This is a genomic window from Stenotrophomonas maltophilia group sp. vghtpe118, assembly GCF_052605195.1.
This window is the reverse complement of sequence record NZ_CP199672.1, coordinates 1984467-2004000: the sequence shown is the minus strand read 5'-3', so window position 1 is coordinate 2004000 and position 19534 is coordinate 1984467. Positions and strand designations below refer to the sequence as shown.

16 protein-coding genes are annotated in these 19534 nt (G+C 67.6%); 3 read left to right on the top strand and 13 right to left on the bottom strand.

The window, feature by feature from the left end:
• Positions 1–23: 23 nt before the first annotated feature.
• From ACUDTM_RS09220 to ACUDTM_RS09210, 3 genes are all read right to left on the bottom strand, one after another.
• The gene (locus tag ACUDTM_RS09220) at positions 24–1382 is read right to left on the bottom strand and encodes a TolC family outer membrane protein (protein ID WP_005419128.1); all 1359 of its coding nucleotides are present in this window, start codon (positions 1380–1382) and stop codon (positions 24–26) included.
• Positions 1383–1398: 16 nt separating this feature from the next.
• Positions 1399–2046, bottom strand: coding sequence for a protein-L-isoaspartate O-methyltransferase family protein (locus ACUDTM_RS09215; RefSeq protein WP_049416694.1), 648 nt, complete (start codon positions 2044–2046; stop codon positions 1399–1401).
• Between the two features lie 135 nt (positions 2047–2181).
• On the bottom strand, positions 2182–2862 hold the full coding sequence (locus tag ACUDTM_RS09210) for a TetR/AcrR family transcriptional regulator (protein ID WP_072167595.1): 681 nt from the start codon (positions 2860–2862) through the stop codon (positions 2182–2184).
• A gap of 118 nt (positions 2863–2980) precedes the next feature.
• Here ACUDTM_RS09210 and ACUDTM_RS09205 point away from each other — a divergent pair, with 118 nt between their 5' ends.
• Complete coding sequence (locus ACUDTM_RS09205) at positions 2981–4111, top strand: efflux RND transporter periplasmic adaptor subunit (protein ID WP_088497410.1); 1131 nt, start codon at positions 2981–2983, stop codon at positions 4109–4111.
• A 4-nt stretch (positions 4112–4115) separates the two neighbouring features.
• Positions 4116–7277 carry an efflux RND transporter permease subunit gene (locus ACUDTM_RS09200; RefSeq protein ID WP_061479563.1) on the top strand — a complete coding sequence of 1054 codons (3162 nt, stop codon included), beginning with the start codon at positions 4116–4118 and terminating at the stop codon, positions 7275–7277.
• A gap of 199 nt (positions 7278–7476) precedes the next feature.
• Here ACUDTM_RS09200 and ACUDTM_RS09195 read toward each other — a convergent pair whose 3' ends face one another.
• Positions 7477–8382 carry a LysR family transcriptional regulator gene (locus ACUDTM_RS09195; protein WP_088497411.1) on the bottom strand — a complete coding sequence of 302 codons (906 nt, stop codon included), beginning with the start codon at positions 8380–8382 and terminating at the stop codon, positions 7477–7479.
• A gap of 117 nt (positions 8383–8499) precedes the next feature.
• Here ACUDTM_RS09195 and ACUDTM_RS09190 point away from each other — a divergent pair, with 117 nt between their 5' ends.
• A complete protein-coding gene (locus ACUDTM_RS09190) occupies positions 8500–9273 on the top strand; it encodes an SDR family oxidoreductase (protein ID WP_072167591.1) in 774 nt (257 codons plus the stop codon).
• A 103-nt stretch (positions 9274–9376) separates the two neighbouring features.
• Here the strand turns inward: ACUDTM_RS09190 and leuB are convergent, their stop codons facing one another.
• The 9 genes from leuB to ilvC all read right to left on the bottom strand — a co-directional run bounded on the left by leuB (position 9377) and on the right by ilvC (position 19028).
• Entirely contained in the window at positions 9377–10438 is a 1062-nt protein-coding gene (gene leuB / locus ACUDTM_RS09185) for a 3-isopropylmalate dehydrogenase (RefSeq protein ID WP_088496830.1), read from the bottom strand.
• On the bottom strand, positions 10428–11006 hold the full coding sequence (gene leuD, locus ACUDTM_RS09180) for a 3-isopropylmalate dehydratase small subunit (protein ID WP_021202144.1): 579 nt from the start codon (positions 11004–11006) through the stop codon (positions 10428–10430). The genes leuB and leuD overlap by 11 nt, the downstream gene beginning before the upstream one ends.
• Positions 11006–12424, bottom strand: coding sequence for a 3-isopropylmalate dehydratase large subunit (leuC, locus tag ACUDTM_RS09175; protein WP_072167589.1), 1419 nt, complete (start codon positions 12422–12424; stop codon positions 11006–11008). The genes leuD and leuC overlap by 1 nt, the downstream gene beginning before the upstream one ends.
• 60 nt (positions 12425–12484) lie before the next feature.
• A complete protein-coding gene (locus tag ACUDTM_RS09170) occupies positions 12485–13258 on the bottom strand; it encodes a class I SAM-dependent methyltransferase (RefSeq protein ID WP_072167588.1) in 774 nt (257 codons plus the stop codon).
• Positions 13259–13268: 10 nt separating this feature from the next.
• The gene (locus tag ACUDTM_RS09165) at positions 13269–14858 is read right to left on the bottom strand and encodes a 2-isopropylmalate synthase (RefSeq protein ID WP_188240625.1); all 1590 of its coding nucleotides are present in this window, start codon (positions 14856–14858) and stop codon (positions 13269–13271) included.
• A complete protein-coding gene (locus tag ACUDTM_RS09160) occupies positions 14855–15946 on the bottom strand; it encodes a threonine dehydratase (RefSeq protein WP_053499063.1) in 1092 nt (363 codons plus the stop codon). Before ACUDTM_RS09160 ends, ACUDTM_RS09165 begins: the two co-directional genes overlap by 4 nt.
• Before the next feature lie 96 nt (positions 15947–16042).
• Positions 16043–16294: an ACT domain-containing protein gene (locus ACUDTM_RS09155; protein ID WP_005419108.1), complete on the bottom strand. Its 252-nt coding sequence runs from the start codon at positions 16292–16294 to the stop codon at positions 16043–16045.
• Positions 16278–18014 (bottom strand): acetolactate synthase 2 catalytic subunit, encoded by a 1737-nt coding sequence (ilvG, locus tag ACUDTM_RS09150; RefSeq protein WP_069139240.1) that lies wholly within the window; start codon positions 18012–18014, stop codon positions 16278–16280. The genes ACUDTM_RS09155 and ilvG overlap by 17 nt, the downstream gene beginning before the upstream one ends.
• Before the next feature lie 39 nt (positions 18015–18053).
• On the bottom strand, positions 18054–19028 hold the full coding sequence (ilvC, locus tag ACUDTM_RS09145) for a ketol-acid reductoisomerase (RefSeq protein WP_188240627.1): 975 nt from the start codon (positions 19026–19028) through the stop codon (positions 18054–18056).
• Between the last annotated feature and the right edge of the window lie 506 nt (positions 19029–19534).

Genomic DNA, 19534 nt, shown 5'->3' with positions numbered 1-19534 from the left:
TTTTTCGTTGCAGGGGCGGCGACTCAGTGCGTGGTCGTGGCCGGGTTGCCCGCGTCCTGGGTCAGCAGCCGATTGACGTCCTGCAGTTCGGCCACGTCCAGCGCACCCAGCGACTGGCTCAGCAGCAGGCGGTTCTGCAGGAAGGTGTAGCGGGCCTGGGCATAGTCCAGCTGCGCCGAGAACAGGATGCGCTGGTTCTGGATCACATCCAGCACGGTACGGGTACCGACTTCCAGGCCCACCTGCGAGGCGTCGTACGCGCTCTGCGCCGAAACCACCGCCAGGCGGCGGGCTTCCACTTCGCTGATGCCCTGCACCAGGGTCTGGTAGGCATTGCGGGTATTGCGATCCAGGGCACGCTTCTGCTGCTCGTAGCCGTCCTGGGCGATGTCACGCTGCGCCAGCGCCTGGCGCACGCCGGACTGGGTGGCACCACCGGAGAAGATCGGCACGCTCAGGGTCAGGCCGATGCTGTTGGTGCGCGCATCCGGCGACAGCGAGCCGGCACCGGTGCTGTCGCCCCAGGTGGCGCTCTTGCCCCAGCTGCCGCCCAGCGACAGGGTCGGGTAATGACCACCACGGGCAGCCTGCACGCCGGCTTCGGCGGCACTGACCTTCAGCTCCTGCGCCTTCAGCGCCGGATTCTGGGTGGTGGCCTGCTGCACCAGCTCGTCGATGTTGCCGCGGTTGGCCGGCACTTCCGGGCGGAAGTCCGCCGGCAGGCCACGCAGGTTGGTCACCGGCTGGCCGGTCAGTTCGGTCAGGGCCTGGTAGTTATCGGCCAGGGTGTTCTGCGCGATGATGGTGTTGGCGCGCGCCTGGTCGTACTGGGCGCGTGCTTCGTGCACGTCGGTGATCGGCGCCAGGCCCACTTCCAGGCGCTTGTCGGCGAAGTCGAACTGCTTCTTCGCGGCCGCTTCATTGGTCTGTGCGGCGTTCAGCGATTCGATCGCCACCAGCACATTGAAGTAGGCCGCCGAGGTGCGCACGATCAGGTTGTCGTTGGCCGATTCGAGGGTGAAGTCCGCCGCCTTGCTCAGCTCACGCTGCGAGCGCAGGTTATTGATCTGGGTCCAGTTGAACAGCGTCTGGCTGCCGTCGATCGTGTAGGTGCGGCGCTTGTTGGTGAACGAGCCGGAGTTGGCGTCGGCGTTCGGCTCGCTGCGCGTGCGGTTCAGCGCGGCCTGGCCGTTGATCTGCGGCAGCAGGGCGGCACGCGCCTGCACGGCGCCTTCCTTGTCGTACAGCCGGGTCGATTCGGCGGCCGACAGCTGCGGATCGCCGTTGCGGGCCATTTCGTAGACCTGCAGCAGGTCGGCGGCATGGGCGGACAACGGCAGCAGGGCAGTGGCCAGCGCAACAGCGAGGGATCGGCGGATCATTGCGGCTTCCTTGGACTCAGAGGTGGAACTGGGGGGCCGGGGCGGCACCACGCAGGTAATCGATATCGGTCTCGAACAGCGACTCGGAGCTGCCGTCGGCCTTGACCAGCAGGGCCTCCATCGCCGGCGAGCGGCCGTGGATCACGAACAGGCGGCCACCCGGACGCAGCCACGAGGCGAACTGTGACGGCACCACGTCGACCGCACCAGTGACACAGATCACGTCAAAGCGGCGTTCGGTCTGCCAGGACAGGGCATCGGCCACTTCCACGCGGACGTTGCTGCCCAGGCCGGAGGCGTCCAGGCGGGCACGCGCAGCGGCGGCCAGCTCCGGGTCGATTTCCAGGCTCAGCACATCGCGCGCCAGCGCGCCGATGCAGGCCGACAGGAAGCCGCTGCCCGTGCCGATTTCCAGTACTTCGTCACCCGGCTGCAGGTCCAGTGCCTGCAGGGTACGGCCCTCGATGACCGGCTTCATCATCTTCTGGCCGTGGCCGATCGGCAGTTCGACATCGGCGTAGGCCAGTGCCCGGTGCGCGTCGGCGACAAAGGCCTCGCGCGGCAGGCGAGCCAGGACGTCGAGCACCTTGATGTCCAGCACGTCCCAGGGACGGATCTGCTGTTCCACCATCAGTTCGCGGGCGTGGGCGTAATCAATCGTCATGAGGTTCAAATCCAGCGCAGTGGGCCGGCCATTTTACCGGTGCCGGAGGCCGGCGGCGCGCCCAGAGCATCAGCTGCCGGGGGCCGGGGTCGCAGTGCCGGAAGTCATCGCGACCTCCGGTTCGTTCAGTTTTGGTTATTCAGCCGTTCCGGCCCCTCGCGGCGCGTAGGCGCGCAGGAAGAAGTCGATGCTGGCGGTCACGTGGGCAACAGGGTCGCATTCCACGGGCGACAGTGGCATGCCGCACATCATATGCATGTGCACTTCGCCCTTGACCAGGGTCAGGAACTGCTCGCCGGCCAGAGCACAGTCGGTGATCTCCAGTTCGCCGCGTTCGGCGCGGGCGCGCAGGAAATCGGCCAGCGCCTCGCAGGTACGCTCGGGGCCGGCTTTCCAGAACAGCGCGCGCAGGCGTTCGTCGGTCTCCGGCGCCATCATCATGCGCTGGATCGAGATCGCCGCGTCGGAGGTGATCAGCTCGAAGAAGGCCAGGCCGATACCGATCAGCTGGTCGCGCAGCGGGCCGTCCGCGTCGGCTACGAACAACGCGTCGGGCAGCATTTCAACGCACTTTGACTGCACCGCCTCGGAGAACAGCGTCTCCTTGTCGCCAAAGTGGCTGTACACAGTCAGCTTCGAGACGCCGGCCTGAGCGGCGATGGTGTCCATGCTCACGCCGGTATACCCCTGTTCGATGAACAGTGCCTTGGCTGCTTCAAGGATCGCCGCGCGCTTGCCGAGGTCCTTGGGGCGCCCGGGTCCGGCGGCCTTGGCAGCGGGCTTGGCCGACGGCTTGCGGGAAGTGGGAGAACTCATCGCAACAATACTAGACCAAGCGGTTCGATATTTATACTATACCGGCCGGTTTATTAAATTGGGCCGGCAGTCGCGGCTCCCTCCTTAGTTGCAACCCTGCGTTTCAGGACGTTGACCGATGAAGATCGTGCGCTGGATGGGCGGTATGGTGTGGATGGCTGCGCTGGCAGCCTGTTCGGGGCAGGAACAGGCGCCACCGGCGGCCGTACCGGTGCTGGTGGTTCACCCCGGCGAGCAGGCCGGGCAGGCGCCGGCGGCGTTCCCGGGCACGGTGCGTGCCCGGCAGGAAAGCCCGCTGTCGTTCCGCGTTGGCGGCAACCTGGTCAAGCGCCACGTCGATGCCGGGCAACGGGTGAAGAAGGGCGACGTGCTGGCCGAGCTGGACGTGGCCGACTTCGCGCTGCAGGCCCGTGCCTCGCAGGCGCAGCTGGCGGCAGCCGAAGCCGATCTGGTGCGTGCCCGCGATGACCTCAAGCGTTACCAGGTGCTGGCCGACCAGCAGCTGGTCAGCCGCTCGCAGCTGGACCAGCAGTCCGCCGCGTTCAAGGCCGCGCAGGGCCAGGCCAACGCCGCCCGCGCCAACCTCGATGTGTTGCGCAACCAGGCCGGCTACGCACAGCTGCGCGCGCCAGCCGACGGTGTGATCGCCAGCCGCGAGGCCGAGGCCGGGCAGGTGGTGTCCGCCGGGCAGACCATCTTCAACCTGGCTGCCGACGGTGGCCGCGAAGTGCTGATCGACCTGCCCGAGGCCACCATCCGCGACTATGCGGTGGGCCAGCCGGTCGAGGTGGAGTTGTGGAACCGCCCCGGCCAGCGCCTGCCGGGCACGATCCGGGAGATTGCCGCCGCTGCCGATCCGCAGGCTCGCACCTATGCGACCCGGGTCAGCCTGCCGGCCGATGCGCTGGCCGACGTCGAACTGGGCCAGAGTGCCCGCGTCTACAGCAGCGCCGGTCGCCACGGCACCCTGCAGCTGCCGCTCGGCGCGCTGCAGCGCGGTGTCAACGGTGCCGCCAGCGTATGGGTGGTCGATCCAGCCAACAGCACGCTGAGGGCCGCAACGGTTACCACCGGTGTGTTTGGCAGCGAGACGGTACCGGTACTGTCGGGCGTGAGCGGGGGGGACTGGGTAGTTGCTGCGGGTGGCCACCTGCTGCGGGCCGGTCAGCCGGTGATCGCCGTGGACCGGCAGAACCGTCCCGTGCTGAAGCCGGCTACGCCGGCCGCTGCCGCCAAGGCCAGGGAGTAAGCCGGTGCGCCGCTTCAATCTTTCCGAGTGGGCGTTGTCCAACCGCCCGCTGGTGCTGTTTGCGATGCTGGCCTTCGCGCTGATCGGCGCATGGTCGTACAAGCATCTGGGCCAGTCCGAGGACCCGCCGTTCACCTTCAAGGCGATGGTGGTGCGCACATTGTGGCCCGGGGCCACTGCCGAGCAGGTCTCGCGGCAGGTGACCGAGCCGCTCGAGAAGGCGCTGATGAATACCGGCGAGTACGAGTTCATCCGCTCGTACTCGCGTCCGGGCGAATCGCAGATCATCTTCATGGCGCGCGACAGCCTGCGCTCCAGGCAGATCCCGGACCTGTGGTACCAGGTGCGCAAGCGCGTGGGCGACATCCGCCCGACGCTGCCACGCGAGATCGTCGGTCCGTTCTTCAACGATGAGTTCGGCGACACCTACGGCAACATCTATGCGTTGACCGGCAAGGGCTTCGACTATGCGGTGATGCGCGACTACGCCGACCGCATCCAGCTGGAACTGCAGCGGGTGCCCGACGTCGGCAAGATCGACCTGGTCGGCCTGCAGGACGAGAAGGTGTGGATCGAACTGTCCAACACCCGGCTGGCCACGCTGGGCGTGTCGATGCAGCAGGTGCAGCAGGCGCTGGCCGACCAGAATGCAGTGACCGGCACCAGCTTCTTCGAGACCGCCACCGATCGGGTGCAGCTGCGGGTGACCGGCCAGTTCAACGACATCGAAGCGATCCGTCAGTTCCCGATCCGCGCCGGTGACCGCACCGTGCACCTGGGCGACATCGCCGAGGTCAAGCGCGGCTTCGCCGATCCGGCGTCGCCGAAGATGCGCTTCATGGGCGAAGAGGCGATCGGCCTGGCGGTGGCGATGAAGGATGGCGGTGACATCCTCAAGCTCGGCGCCAACCTCGATGCCGAGTTCGAACGCCTGCAGAAGACCCTGCCGGCCGGCATGCAGCTGCGCAAGGTGTCCGACCAGCCGCAATCGGTGGAAGAGTCGGTCGGCGAGTTCGTGCAGGTGCTGACCGAGGCGGTGGTGATCGTGCTGCTGGTCAGCTTCTTCTCGCTGGGCCTGCGCACCGGCCTGGTGGTGGGCGTGACCATCCCGCTGGTGCTGGCGATGACCTTCTTCGTCATGCACTACTTCGACATCGGCCTGCACAAGATCTCGCTGGGTGCATTGGTGCTGGCGCTGGGCCTGCTGGTGGATGATGCGATCATCGCGGTGGAGATGATGGCCACCAAGATGGAGCAGGGCTACGACCGCCTGCGCGCCGCCAGTTTCGCCTGGGAGTCGACCGCTTTCCCGATGCTGACCGGCACCCTGATCACCGCGGCCGGCTTCCTGCCCATTGCCACTGCGGCATCGAGTACCGGTGAATACACCCGCTCGCTGTTCCAGGTGGTGACCATCGCGCTGGTGGTGTCGTGGATCGCAGCGGTGCTGTTCATCCCTTACCTGGGCGACAAGATGCTGCCGGACCTGTTCAATCCGCAGCCGCCGAAGCCGGGCAGCCTGTCCGCGCGCTGGCACGCCAAGCGCCAGCAGTGGGCCGACCGCTATCCGGCGCTGGCCAACCTGATCGCGCCGCCGCAGCACGGGCACGACCACGATCCGTACCAGCGCCCGTTCTATCGTAGTTTCCGTCGCTTCCTCGATACCTGCCTGCGGCATCGCTGGTGGGTGATCGCGGCGACCATCGGCCTGTTCGTGTTCTCGCTGATGATGTTCCGCTTCGTGCCGCAGCAGTTCTTCCCGGACTCGACCCGGCCGGAACTGATGGTGGACATCGAGCTGGCCGAGGGCGCCTCGCTGCGCTCGACCCAGGCCCAGGCCGAGAAGCTGGAGAAGCTGCTGTCCAGCCGCGAGGGCATTGCCAACTACGTGTCCTATGTGGGCACCGGTTCGCCGCGCTTCTACCTGCCGCTGGACCAGCAGCTGCCGGCGACCAACTTCGCCCAGTTCGTGGTGCTGGCCAAGGACATCAGGTCACGCGAAAGCACCCGCGACTGGCTGCTGCACGAGGTGATCCCGAAGTTCCCGGACGTGCAGATGCGCGTGACCCGCCTGGAGAACGGCCCGCCGGTCGGCTATCCGGTGCAGATGCGCATCTCCGGCGAGCACATCGAGAAGGTGCAGGCGATCGCGCGCCAGGTCGAGGCCAAGGTGCGGGAGAACCCGCACGTGATGAACGTCAACCTGGACTGGAGCGAGCCGAGCAAGGTGGTGCGCCTGGTGGTCGACCAGGAGCGCGCCCGCGCGCTGGGCGTGAGCAGCGCCCAGGTCAGCCAGTTCCTGTCCAGTTCGTTGGCCGGGCAATCGGTCAGCGTGTATCGCGAGGGCAATCGCCAGATCGAGATGCTGCTGCGCGGGCCGGCCGATGAGCGCAACCAGCTGGAGCTGCTGTCCAGCCTGTCGATGCCCACCGCCAACGGTGGCAGCATCACGCTGTCGCAGGTGGCGACGATGGAGTACGGCTTCGAGGACGGCATCATCTGGCACCGTAACCGGTTGCCGACGGTGACTGTGCGCGCCGACATCAGTGATGGCATGCAGGCGCTGGACGTGGTGCATCAGATCCTGCCCACACTGGACGGCATCCGTGCCGAGCTGCCCAGTGGTTACCTGCTGGAAACCGGCGGTACCGTGGAGGATTCGGCGCGTGGCCAGAACTCGATCAAGGCGGGCATGCCGCTGTTCCTGGTGGTGGTGGCCACGCTGCTGATGCTGCAGCTGCGCAGCTTCTCGCGCGCAGCGATGGTGCTGGTGACCGCGCCGCTGGGCATCATCGGTGCGACCCTGTTCCTGCTGCTGTTCCGGGCGCCGTTCGGCTTCGTCGCGCTGCTGGGCACGATCGCACTGGCCGGCATGATCATGCGCAACTCGGTGATCCTGATCGACCAGATCCAGCAGGACATCGATGCCGGGCATGACCGTTGGCATTCGATCATCGACGCCACGGTGCGCCGCTTCCGCCCGATCGTGCTGACCGCACTGGCAGCCGTGCTGGCGATGATTCCGCTGTCGCGCAGCGCGTTCTACGGATCGATGGCGATCTCGATCATGGGCGGCCTGATCGTCGGTACGGTGCTGACCCTGGTGTTCCTGCCGGCGTTGTACGCGGCGTGGTTCCGGGTGAAGCCCGATGAATCCGGGGCGTGATGCCCCGGGTTCTGCGGCCGCGGCCCCTGGTAGGTGCCAACCCTGGCTGGCACATCTTCCAGTAGAGCCACCCCATGGGTGGCTGCGGATTTCCAGGCTCCGTCATCCACGCATGGCGTGGATCTACTGCGATTCGCCATCGCTCGGTAGGTGCCAACCTTGGTTGGCACGGATGCATGCATCCACGCAGGGCGTGGATCTACTGCAGCTGCAGACCGATCCGTAGCACCGGCAGCAACCATTCGATGAACACCTGCACGCGCAGCGCACGGTGCTGCCGATGCGGCTGCAGCAGGGTGACCGGCAATGGCTGTGCGACGTGCTGTGGCATCACCTCCACCAGCGCGCCGGATTGCAGCTCGGCCTGTACGTCGTAGCGCGGAATCTGCAAAAGACCCAACCCCGCCACACAGCACGCAATCGATGCCTCGGCGCTGTTCACACGCACCCAGCCAGGCATCGGCAGCGTGCGCAGTTGGCCGCCGTCCTGCCACTCCCACGGTTCCACCCGTGCCGTGGTCGGCGACGCGTAGTTCACCGCGCGGTGCTGCGGCAGGTCGGCAGGATGCTGCGGCACGCCGTGTTCGCGCAGGTAGGCCGGCGCCGCAACGTTGACAAAATCCAGTTGGCCCAGCGTGCGCGCCACCAGGCTGGAATCGCCCAGTTGGCCGACCCGCAGCACCGCATCGCAACCGTCTTCGATCAGGTTCACCGCGCGGTCGGTCATGCCCAGGTCGACTTCCACCTGCGGATACTGCGCGAAGAACCCGGGCAGCGCCGGTGCGATGATGCGGCGGCCGATGCGGCTGGGTACGTCGATCTTCAGCAGGCCCGACGGCTGGGCGTCGACCTGGAGGAACAGCGATTCGGCGTCTTCGACCTCCGCGATCAGGCGCAGGCAGCGCGCATGGAACACGTCGCCGTCGTGGGTGGTGGACACCCGGCGGGTCGAGCGCTGCAGCAGGCGGGTGCCGAGCCGCTGCTCCAGCTCCGCAATGGCTGCCGAGACCGTGGAACGGGGCAGGCCCAACTGGTCGGCGGCGCGCGTGAAGCTGGCGCACTCCACGACCCGGGTGAAGATGCGGAAGCGATCGATCCGGTCCATTGTTCGCTGGATCTGGAAAGTTAAGTCAAAGTGGCGGGCTTTATCCGCATTTTCTGCACGATATCGTCGTCAGGGCAGGGTTGCCACCCCGGGCAGCCCCCTCCCGAGACCGAAGCCATGACCGAGCATTCCCTCAAGGGCAAGACCGTGCTGATCGCCGGTGGCGCCAAGAACCTGGGTGGCCTGATCGCCCGCGACTTCGCCGCACAGGGCGCCAAAGCCATCGTCATCCACTACAACAGTGCCGCTACCCAGCCCGACGCAGAAGCGACGGTAGCCGCGGTGCAGGCCGCCGGCAGCAAGGCGGTGGCCCTGCAGGGCGACCTGACCTCGGCGGCAGCGATGGAGCGCTTGTTCGCCGATGCCGTGGCCGCAGTCGGCCGTCCCGACATCGCCATCAATACGGTCGGCAAGGTATTGAAGAAACCGCTGCTGGACATCAGCGAAGTGGAGTACGACGAGATGAGCGCGGTCAATGCCAAGGCCGCGTTCTTCTTCCTGAAGGAGGCAGGTCGCCACGTCAATGACGGTGGCCGCATCTGCACCCTGGTCACCTCGCTGCTGGGTGCGTTCACGCCGTTCTATTCCAGCTACGCCGGCACCAAGGCGCCGGTCGAGCACTTCACCCGCGCGGCGTCGAAGGAGTTCGGCGAGCGCGGCATTTCGGTGACCGCGATCGGTCCCGGTCCGATGGACACGCCGTTCTTCTATCCGGCCGAGAGCGCCGATGCGCAGGCGTATCACAAGACTGCGGCGGCGTTGTCGGCGTTCACCCGCACCGGGCTGACCGACATCGCCGATATCGTGCCGTGGATCCGCTTCCTGGTGACGGATGGCTGGTGGATGACCGGGCAGACGATCCTGGTCAATGGTGGGTACACCACCAAGTAACGCAGCCACGCATGGCGTGGGTCTACCAGTAGAGCCACCCCATGGGGGGGCTGCGCACGATATCCGACGGGAAGCGCGCCACGCATGGCGTGGCGCTACCGGATCAGCCCAGCTTCGCCAGCACCGCGTCGGTCGCTGCCGCGGTGCTCACCGCCTTGCCCTTCGCAGCCAGATCAGCAGTGAACACGCCGTCATCCAGCACCGCATGCACGGCGGCTTCCACGGCTGCCGCTTCGGCCTCCAGCCCCAGCGAATGGCGCAGCAGCATCGCGGCGCTGAAGATTGTCGCGTACGGATTGGCAATGCCCTTGCCGGCGATGTCCGGGGCCGAACCGTGGATGGGCTCGTAAATGCCCACCGCACCCGGCTCGCCCAGCGAGGCCGACGGCAGCAGGCCCAGCGAACCGGCCAGCATCGAGGCCTCATCGGTGAGGATGTCGCCGAACATGTTCTCGGTGACGATCACGTCGTACTCGCGTGGCTTGGCCAGCAGGTGCATGGCCATCGAGTCGACCAACTGGTGCTCCAGCGCCACGTCCGGGAACTCCTCGCGGCCGATGCGTGCGGCCACGTCGCGCCACAGGCGCGAGGTTTCCAGCACATTGGCCTTGTCCACCGAAGTGACCTTGCCGCGACGCTGCTGGGCCAGGCGGAAGGCGCTGCGCAGCACGCGCTCGATTTCGGCCACGGTGTAGCGGCACAGGTCGCTGGCGCTGTCGGCGTCGCGGGTCTTGTCGCCGAAGTAGATGCCGCCGGTCAGTTCACGCACCACCACGAAGTCCACGCCCTGCAGCAGCTCGGCCTTGATCGGCGAGGCGTGCAGCGCGGCCTCGTGGGTACGCACCGGGCGCAGGTTCGCATACAGGCCCAGCGCCTTGCGGATCGCCAGCAGGCCCTGTTCCGGGCGCACCTTGGCGTTCGGGTCGGACCACTTCGGGCCGCCGACCGCGCCCAGCAGCACCGCATTGGCGGCCTGGCAGGCGGCGAGGGTCGACGCCGGCAGCGGTTCACCGTGGCGGTCGATGGCAATGCCACCGATGTCGTGCTCGCTGAAGGTGAAGGTGTGGTTGAAGCGTCCGGCGACCGCCTTCAGGACGGCAACTGCCGCGGCGGCCACTTCCGGGCCGATGCCATCACCGGGCAGGACAACAATTTCAGCGTGCATGCTCACTCTCGTAACGTTCGATTTCAGGGACACGGCCCAGCAGATACCCCAACTGGTCGACGCCTTCCAGCAGGCAGGTCTGCGAGAAGCCATCCAGCGGGAAGGAATAGACGCGGCCATCGGGGGTGCGCAGTTCGCGCGCAGCCACGTCGATGGTCAGCGCATCGTCCGGGCGCTGCATCAGCGCCTGCACGTCGGCCTCGTCCAGCACGATCGGCAGCAGGCCGTTCTTCAGCGCGTTGCCGCGGAAGATGTCCGCGATCTCGCTGCTGACGATGGCACGCAGGCCCAGGTCGGTCAGTGCCCAGGGAGCGTGTTCGCGCGACGAGCCGCAACCGAAATTGCGGCCCGCCAGCAGGATGCTGCGGCCGGCGTTGTGCGGTTGGTTGAAGGCGAAGTCGGCCACCGGCGAACCATCAGCTTGCCAGCGCCAGTCGTTGAACGCGTTGCGACCCAGCCCGGCACGCTCGGTGGTGGACAGGAACCGCGCCGGGATGATCTGGTCGGTGTCGATGTTGGTCTGGCGCAGCACCACGCTGGCCGAGGTCAGGGTACGGAAACCGGCCATCACGCCACCTCCTGTGCGAACAGTTCGCGGGTATCTGCGACGTGCCCGTTCACCGCCGCCCATGCGGCGCTCATCGGCGAGGCCAGCAGCGTGCGCGAACCGGGGCCCTGGCGGCCTTCGAAATTGCGGTTGCTGGTGCTCACGGCCAGCTGGCCGGGGGCGACCAGATCGCCGTTCATCGCGATGCACATCGAGCAGCCCGGCTCGCGCCATTCGGCACCGGCCGCGCGCACGATCTCGTGGATGCCCTCGGCCTCGGCCTCGCGCTTGACGATCTCCGAGCCCGGTACCACCAGCATGCGCACGCGCTCGGCGACACGACGGCCGCGCAGCACCTGTGCGACTTCGCGCATGTCGCTCAGGCGGCCGTTGGTGCACGAACCAACGAACACTACGTCCACCGGTGTGCCCGCCAGCGCCTTGCCGGCCTGGAAGTGCATGTAGTCCAGGCCCTTCTGTGCGGCGGCATCGTTGGCGGCGGGAATCGGCGCATCCACGGCGATCGCGGTACCCGGATGCGTTCCCCAGGTCAGGGTCGGGCGGATGTCGGCGGCGTCGATGTGCACTTCGCTGTCGAAGCGCGCGCCATCATCGCTGCGCAGCTGTTGCCAGCGCGCCACGGCAGCGTCGAAGTCGGCGCCCTTGGGGCCGCGCGGCGTAGCGGCGACGAAGTCGAAGGTGACCTGGTCGGGCGCGACCATGCCGGCGCGTGCACCTGCTTCGATCGACATGTTGCACAGGGTCATGCGCTGTTCCATGTCCATCGCTTCGATGGTGCTGCCACGGAACTCGATCACGTGGCCGGTGCCGCCGTTGACGCCGATCACGCCGATGATGTGCAGGACCACATCCTTGGCGCCGACGCCGGGTGCCAGCGCACCGTCAACGGTGATCGCGAAGGTCTTGGCCTTGCGCTGCAGCAGGCACTGCGTGGCCAGCACGTGGCCGACCTCGCTGGTGCCGATGCCGAAGGCCAGCGAGCCGAATGCACCGTGGGTGGAGGTGTGACTGTCACCGCAGACGATGGTCATGCCCGGCTGGGTGAAGCCCTGTTCCGGCGCAATGACGTGGACGATGCCGCGGTTGTCCGAGGCCATGTCGAACAGTTCGATACCGTGCTCGGCGCAATTTCGCGCCAGGGTGGCGACCTGTGCCTCGGAAGCGGCGCTGGCGTAGGGCAGCGTGCCGTCGGCCGCAGCCGGCAAGGTCGGCGTGGAGTGGTCCATCGTCGCCTTGGTGCGGTCCGGGCGGCGCGGCGCCAGGCCGCGCTCGCGCAGTTCGGTGAATGCCTGTGGCGAGGTCACCTCGTGGATCAGGTGCAGGTCGATGTACAGCACGGCGGGCGCGCTCTCGGATTCGGGAACCACCACGTGGGCGTCCCACAGTTTGTCGTACAGGGTGCGGGGTGCGGAAGTCATGCGTATGCCTGGCAGAAGTACGAGATAGCGAACATCAGTAAAGTAAGCGGAACGGTCAAGTCAGCGACGGCGGGCGAGCACACGCAGGCGCACGTAGTCGGCCAGCGGCTGGCCGGCGGCATTGCGTGGCAGGTCGGCCAGCAACGCGGTGGCCGCCTCGCGCACGGTGGCGCGGGCCTCGGCGGGCAGGTCATCCAGCAGCGGCGCGGCGAATACCCGCAGCCAGCCGGCTACGCCGGTCGGCAGTGGGGTCGGGCGCGGCGTGCATTCGGTCAGTTGCACCTGGAAGCCATGCTGGCGCAGGCGGTCGGCATAGGCATCGGCGCTCGGGAAGTACCACTGGAAGGTGCTGGCGCCATGGCCGTGGGCCACGCGTGCGGCCTGTACCGCCGCGACGATCGTGGCCACGTTGCCATGGCCGCCGAACTCGGCGACGAAGCGGCCACCGGGGCGCAGCGCGCGACGCACGCCTTCCAGCACGCGGTCCGGGTTGCCCATCCAATGCAATGCGGCATTGCTGAAGACCGCATCGAACTCGCTGTCGAACGACAACGCGTGGCCGTCCATCACCTGCGCGTCGACGCCACGTGCACGGGCGGCGATCACCAGTTCCGGCGACGCGTCCACGCCGTGGATGCGCGCGCCGCTCAGGGCCAGTTCGGTGCTGAGCACGCCGTCGCCACAGCCCAGGTCGAGGATGCGCTCACCGGCGCGCGGATCGAGCAGGCGCGCGACCGCGCCACCGAGCAACGGTACGAAGCCGGCATCGATCGCATAGTCCTGGGCGTTCCACTGCTGGCCAGCGGCTGCGGTAGGAGTGTCGAAGGCGCTCATCTCGGGTTCCTCAGGCGGTTGCGGGGGTGGGAACGTCGGTGCTGCTGTGGGCGGCGGCGTGGCGCTGGCGCAGCAGGCGGTTGGCCACGTCCAGCCAGGCCAGCGCGGAGGCTTCGATGATGTCCTTGCTGGTGCCGGTGCCGTCGTACTCCACGCCGTCGTGGCGCACGCTCAGGTTGGCCTCGCCGCGCGCATCGGCGCCGATGCCCACGCTGTGCACGTGGTAGCTGTCCAGCATCAGCTGTACGCCGGTGGCGGCCGACAGCGCGCCGAACAGCGCATCGACCGGGCCGTCGCCCTGCGCGGTCTCGGCCACGCGGTTGCCGTCGGGGTCGGACAGTTCCACCAGCGCGTTGGCGCGGCTGCCGACATCGCTGATGGTCATCGACGCCAGGCGGTAGCCCTGTGCGTTGGAGCCGCCGCCCTGCATCAGCGCCTGCAGGTCGGCATCGGTCACCACGCGCTGCTGTTCGCACAGGCCCTTGAACTGCTCGAACACCAGCTTCAGTTCGTCTTCGTCCAGCCAGAAGCCCAGCGCGCGCAGCCTCGCTTCGACGGCGGCGCGGCCACTGTGGCGGCCCAGCACCATCTGCGAATCCTCCCAGCCCACGTCTTCCGGGCGCATGATTTCGTAGGTGCCGCGATGGCGCAGCATGCCGTGCTGGTGGATGCCCGATTCGTGGGCGAAGGCATTGGCGCCGACGATGGCCTTGTTGCGCTGCACCGGCATGCCGACCAGGCGCTGCAGCAGCTGCGAAGTGCCGACGATGCGCGGGGTGTTGATCGAACTGTCCTGCTCGTAGAAGGCCTGGCGTACCTTCAGCACCATCGCGATCTCTTCCAGCGAACAGTTGCCGGCACGCTCGCCGATGCCGTTGATGGTGCACTCGACCTGGCGCGCGCCGCCTTCGATGGCGGCCAGCGAGTTGGCCACGGCCAGGCCCAGGTCGTTGTGGCAATGCGCGCTGAAGATCACGTTGGCGGCATTCGGCACATCGGCGACGCCGGCGATGACCTGCTGGAACATCGCGCGGATCTCTTCCGGCGTGGTGAAGCCGACGGTGTCGGGCAGGTTGATGGTGGTGGCGCCGGCGGCAATGGCCACGCGCGAGACCTCGATCAGGTAGTCCAGCTCGGTGCGGGTGGCATCCTCGGCCGAGAATTCGACATCGTCGATGTACGAGCGTGCCAGCGATACATGCTTGCGTACCGATTCCAGCACCTGCTCGCGGGTCATCCGCAGCTTGTGTTCGCGGTGCAGCGGGCTGGTGGACAGGAACACGTGCAGGCGCGGGTTGGCCGCAGCTTCCAGGGCACGCGCCGAGGTTTCGATATCGGCCTGCAGGCAGCGCGACAGCACGGCCAGGCTCAGGCTCGGGCGGCGCAGCTCACGGCCGATCAGGGCCATCGCCTCGCGGTCGGACTGCGAGCTGGCCGGGAAGCCGGTCTCGATGATGTCCACGCCCAGTTCGTCCAGCGCACGCGCCATCACCAGCTTCTGCGGCGGGCTCATGCTGCAGCCGGGGGACTGCTCGCCGTCACGCAGGGTGGTGTCGAAGATGCGGATGCGCGGGGTGGTAATTCGTTCGATGGTGGTCACAGGGAAATCTCCTCGACAGCGGGTGCGGCGGCTTGCAGGGGGGAAGGGGAAGAGGTGGGGGACGCGAGGGCGCTGGCCTTGCCGGGCGAGCGTGGGGTTTCACTACGCCGTCGCCGTGGTTTGCGCGGCGGGCGCGGCCGGATGTCGGTAAGCAGGCCGGCCAGGACACCCGCATCGATATTCCCGCCGGACACCACCGCGCACTTGCGGCGGCCAGCGACACGGCGGCCGGCTGCCAGCGCCAGCGCACCGGCGCCCTCGGCGATGATGTGTTCTTCCAGTGCCAGCCGGACCAGGGTTTCACGCAGTTCGGCTTCGCGCACGATCACCACGTCGTCCAGCAGCGAGGTGCACAGGCGTCGGGTCAGGAATCCAGGGATCTTCACCCGCACGCCGTCGGCCAGCGAGGCGACGGGGGCGATCTCGCGCACGTCGCCGCGGATGGCGCGCGCCATTGAGTCAACGCCTTCCACCTGGGCGCCGATCACGCGCACGCCCTGTGATTTCAGCGCCAGTGCAACGCCGGAGGCCAGTCCGCCACCACCGATCGGCACGATCACCACGTCCGGCGCGTGCGCGGCCAGCTCGATGCCGACCGTACCCTGGCCGGCAATCACATCGGCGTCGTCGAACGCGGACAGGAAGCGGTAGCCATGGCGCTGTGCCAGTTCGACGGCGAAGGCGTAGGCCTCGTCATAGCTGGTGCCATGCTGGCGCACGGTGGCGCCCCAGTGAGCGACGCCGGCGATCTTGGTCGCCGGTGCGCCATGCGGCATCACGGTGATGGCCGGGACGTCCAGGCGGTAGGCCGCCCACGCCACGCCCTGGGCATGGTTGCCGGCCGAGGCGCAGATCACCGGCCGGGTATCGCCGCGCTCGCGGCCGGCCAGCAGCGCGTTCAACGCGCCGCGCACCTTGTAGGACCCGGTGCGCTGCAGGTTCTCCAGCTTCAGCCAGGTGCCGAAGCGCTCGGCATGGTGCAGCGGGGTAGGCGGCAGGAAGCGGCGCAGCCGGGCCTGCGCCGCCAGTACGTCGGCGACGCTTACGTCGCCGACATCGCTTTCCTGGCTGGCATCAGCGGCCGGCATGGGCCACCAGCGGGGTGCAGGCGACCGCCGCATGCGGGCACGGGCGGCGAAGAAGACGCCTCCGTACCGGCACCGTGGTCACTACGGTACGGGTGTTCATACGGATGCTCCTTCCACGGCGGTGACCTGCACGGACACGCAGTCGTAGATCTTCTCGATCTGCCGGCACAGCGTTTCCGCCGGGCGCTGGCCATCCACCACCAGCTGCAGGTGCCAGCGGCCATCGTCGGCGGCCACCGGCGCACCGCTGATCGCACGCGGCGCGAAGCCACGGCGCTCGGCCATGCCGATCACGCGCAACAGCGCGCCTTCGGCCGGGTGCAGCACCAGGTCAAGCCGGTAGTGCATTGGGGATCTCCTGGCGGGCATGGGCGGGGTTGCTTTCCAGCATCGTGCTGTTGGCGGTGTTCGGTGGCACCAGCGGCCATACGTTGGCGCGTGCATCGATGGCCACGTGCAGCAGTGCCGGGCCGGGTTCGGCCAGCAGCGCGGCCAGGCCACCCTCGACGTCATCCCGCGCGTCGATGCGGGTGGCGGAAATGCCGAACACCTGCGCCAGCGCCACGAAGTCCGGGTTGTCGGACAGGTCGATCTCGCTGTAGCGCTCGGCGAAGAACAGCTCCTGCCACTGCCGCACCATGCCCAGCGAACTGTTGTCCAGCAGCACGATCTTCACCGGCAGGCGGCAGCGGGCAATGGTGGCCAGCTCCTGCACGTTCATCATGAAGCTGCCGTCGCCGGACACCAGCACCACGGTGCGATCGGGGCAGGCGAACTGCGCACCCATCGCGGCCGGCAGGCCAAAGCCCATGGTGCCCAGCGCGCCACTGGTCAGGTGATTGCGCGGGTGGTTGAAGCGGCAGTGCTGGGCCACCCACATCTGGTGCTGGCCAACGTCGCAGGCGATCACCGCATCGGCCGGGGCCAGCTCGCTCAGGCGCTTCAGCAGGGCCGGCGCGTAGATGTGCTGGCCCGGTGCGTCGTAGCGCGCGGCGAAGCGATCGCGGTGCTGTGCACAGCGCTTGCGCCACGCCTCCTGGTGGGCCTTGGGGGAGGGGAAGGCCGCACGCAGGGCGCGGATGGCATGGCCGACATTGCCGGGCACGGCGACATCGGCACTGCGCAGCTTGGAGATCTCGTACGCATCGGCATCGATGTGGACGACACGGGCGAACGGTGCGAACTCCGCCAGCTTGCCGGTGGCACGGTCGTCGAAGCGTGCGCCCAGCACCAGCAGCAGGTCGCTTTCCTGCACCGCCATGTTGGCCGCGCGGGTGCCGTGCATGCCCAGCATGCCCAGCGACTGCGGATGGCTGGCCGGCAGTGCACCCAGGCCGCGCAGCGTCATCACGGTGGGGATGGCACTGGCCTCGACGAAATCGCGCAGGTCCTGCACCGCATCACCCAGCGCGATGCCACCGCCGGCGTAGACCACCGGCTTCTCGGCCGCGGCCAGCGCGGCAATGGCTTCGGCAATGGCGGCCTCGGCCGGCGCCGGCGGTGGTTCGACGCTGCTGGGCGCATGCGCCGGCAGATGGCTGGCGTCGGCCAGCTGCACGTCCTTGGGCAGGTCGATCAGCACCGGGCCGGGGCGACCTTCGCGGGCGATCCGGAACGCATCGGCCACCACGCGCGGCAGGTCATCGACGCTGCGAACCAGCCAGCTGTGCTTGACGATCGGCATCGTCAGGCCGAACACATCCAGTTCCTGGAAGGCGTCGGTGCCCAGCAGCGGCGTGCCGACCTGGCCGGTGATGCAGACCATCGGTACCGAATCCAGCATCGCATCGGCGATGCCGGTGACCAGGTTCGACGCGCCCGGGCCGGAGGTGGCCACGCAGACGCCCACCTGGTTGCTGGCGCGGGCGAAACCGTTGGCGGCCAGCGCCGCGCCCTGCTCATGGCGTACCAGGATGTGCTTCAGCGACGAATCCACCAGCGCGTCGTAGAACGGCATGATGGTGCCACCGGGATAGCCGAACAGCGTGCGGACGCCTTCGGCCTCCAGCGCCTGGGTCAGCCAGCGCGCGCCGTTGGGCGGCGCGCTGCGGTGTGTGGAAGAGTTCATGGGGGAACCTTGCAAAGCGGGTGGGGGAGGGCCGCGCGGTTACGCGGCCTGTCCTTGCAACCAGACCATCTTGGCGCGCAGTTCCTTGCCCACCTTCTCGATCGGGTGCTCCAGGTCGGCCTGCTTGAACCTGTTGTAGTTCGGCAGGCCCGCTTCGTACTCGGCCACCCAGTTCTTGGTGAAGGTGCCGTCCTGGATGTCCTTCAGCACTTCCTTCATGCGTGCCTTGGTGCCGGCGTCGATCACGCGCGGGCCGCTGACGTAGTCGCCGTACTGCGCGGTCTCGGAGATGAATTCCAGCATGCGCGAGATGCCGCCTTCATAGAACAGGTCGACGATCAGCTTCAGCTCGTGCAGTACTTCGTAGTAGGCGATCTCCGGCTGGTAGCCGGCTTCCACCAGGGTCTCGAAACCGGCCTGCACCAGCGCCGACGCACCACCACACAGCACCGCCTGCTCGCCGAACAGATCGGTCTCGGTCTCTTCCTTGAAGGTGGTCTGGATCAGGTTGGCGCGGGCACCGCCGAGGCCGGCCGCATAGGCCTGGGCATGCTGCGCGGCCTTGCCGCTGACGTCCTGGTAGACCGCCCAGATGCACGGCACGCCACGGCCGATCTCGTACTCACGGCGCACCAGCGCACCCGGGCCCTTCGGCGCGACCAGCACGACGTCCAGATCGGCGCGCGGCTCGATCATGCCGTAGTGCACGTTCAGGCCGTGGGCGAACAGCAGGCACGCCCCCTGCTTCATGTTCGGCGCCAGCACATCGTTGTAGAGCTTCTTCTGCACCATGTCCGGGGTCAGCACGGCGACCAGGTCGGCGTCCTTCACCGCATCGGCGGGCGCCACCACGGTGAATCCATCGGCCTGGGCCTTGGCTTCGGTCGGGCCGCCCGGACGCAGGCCTACCACCACGTCGAAGCCGGATTCGCGCAGGTTCAGTGCGTGGGCGCGGCCCTGGCTGCCGTAGCCGACGACGGCGATCTTGGTCTGGGGCAGGTCGTTGGTGCTCATGGGGGAGGTTCCTTGCGGTGGGAAGAAAAAAGAACGGCCGGTCGTCGAGGTGACGTGCCGGCCGGTCAGGGGAAAGCGGTGGAGGGGGCGCCGCGCATCGCACAGGCACAGCCACCACGAGGCATGGTGCTGCAGGTCCGGGTTGTGCGATGAGCGTTGGTCATGGTGGTTGCGTCTGAAACCAGGTTCTGAAATGAAAAAACCCGCACCGGGGCGGGTGCGGGTTTTTGAAGAGTTCCGGTGTGTCTGTTGCTTACACGCTGGCTCGTCCCGCACCTGTGGGTTGGGTAATAAGTACGAGCACAAGAATCGAACGCAGCGAGGCGGCGCCGATGGCGGCGGCTTCAATGTGGGTTCGCGGTGGCGTGTTGTGATGCAACATGCGATCGAGAGAAACACAGGCGTTTTGGCGGTGTCAACCCTCACGACAGTTTTTTTATCGGTTTCCAGTGAGTCCAGCTAAATCGCTTGCGGCACAAGGATGGTTGCCACTGAAAGTGTTTCAG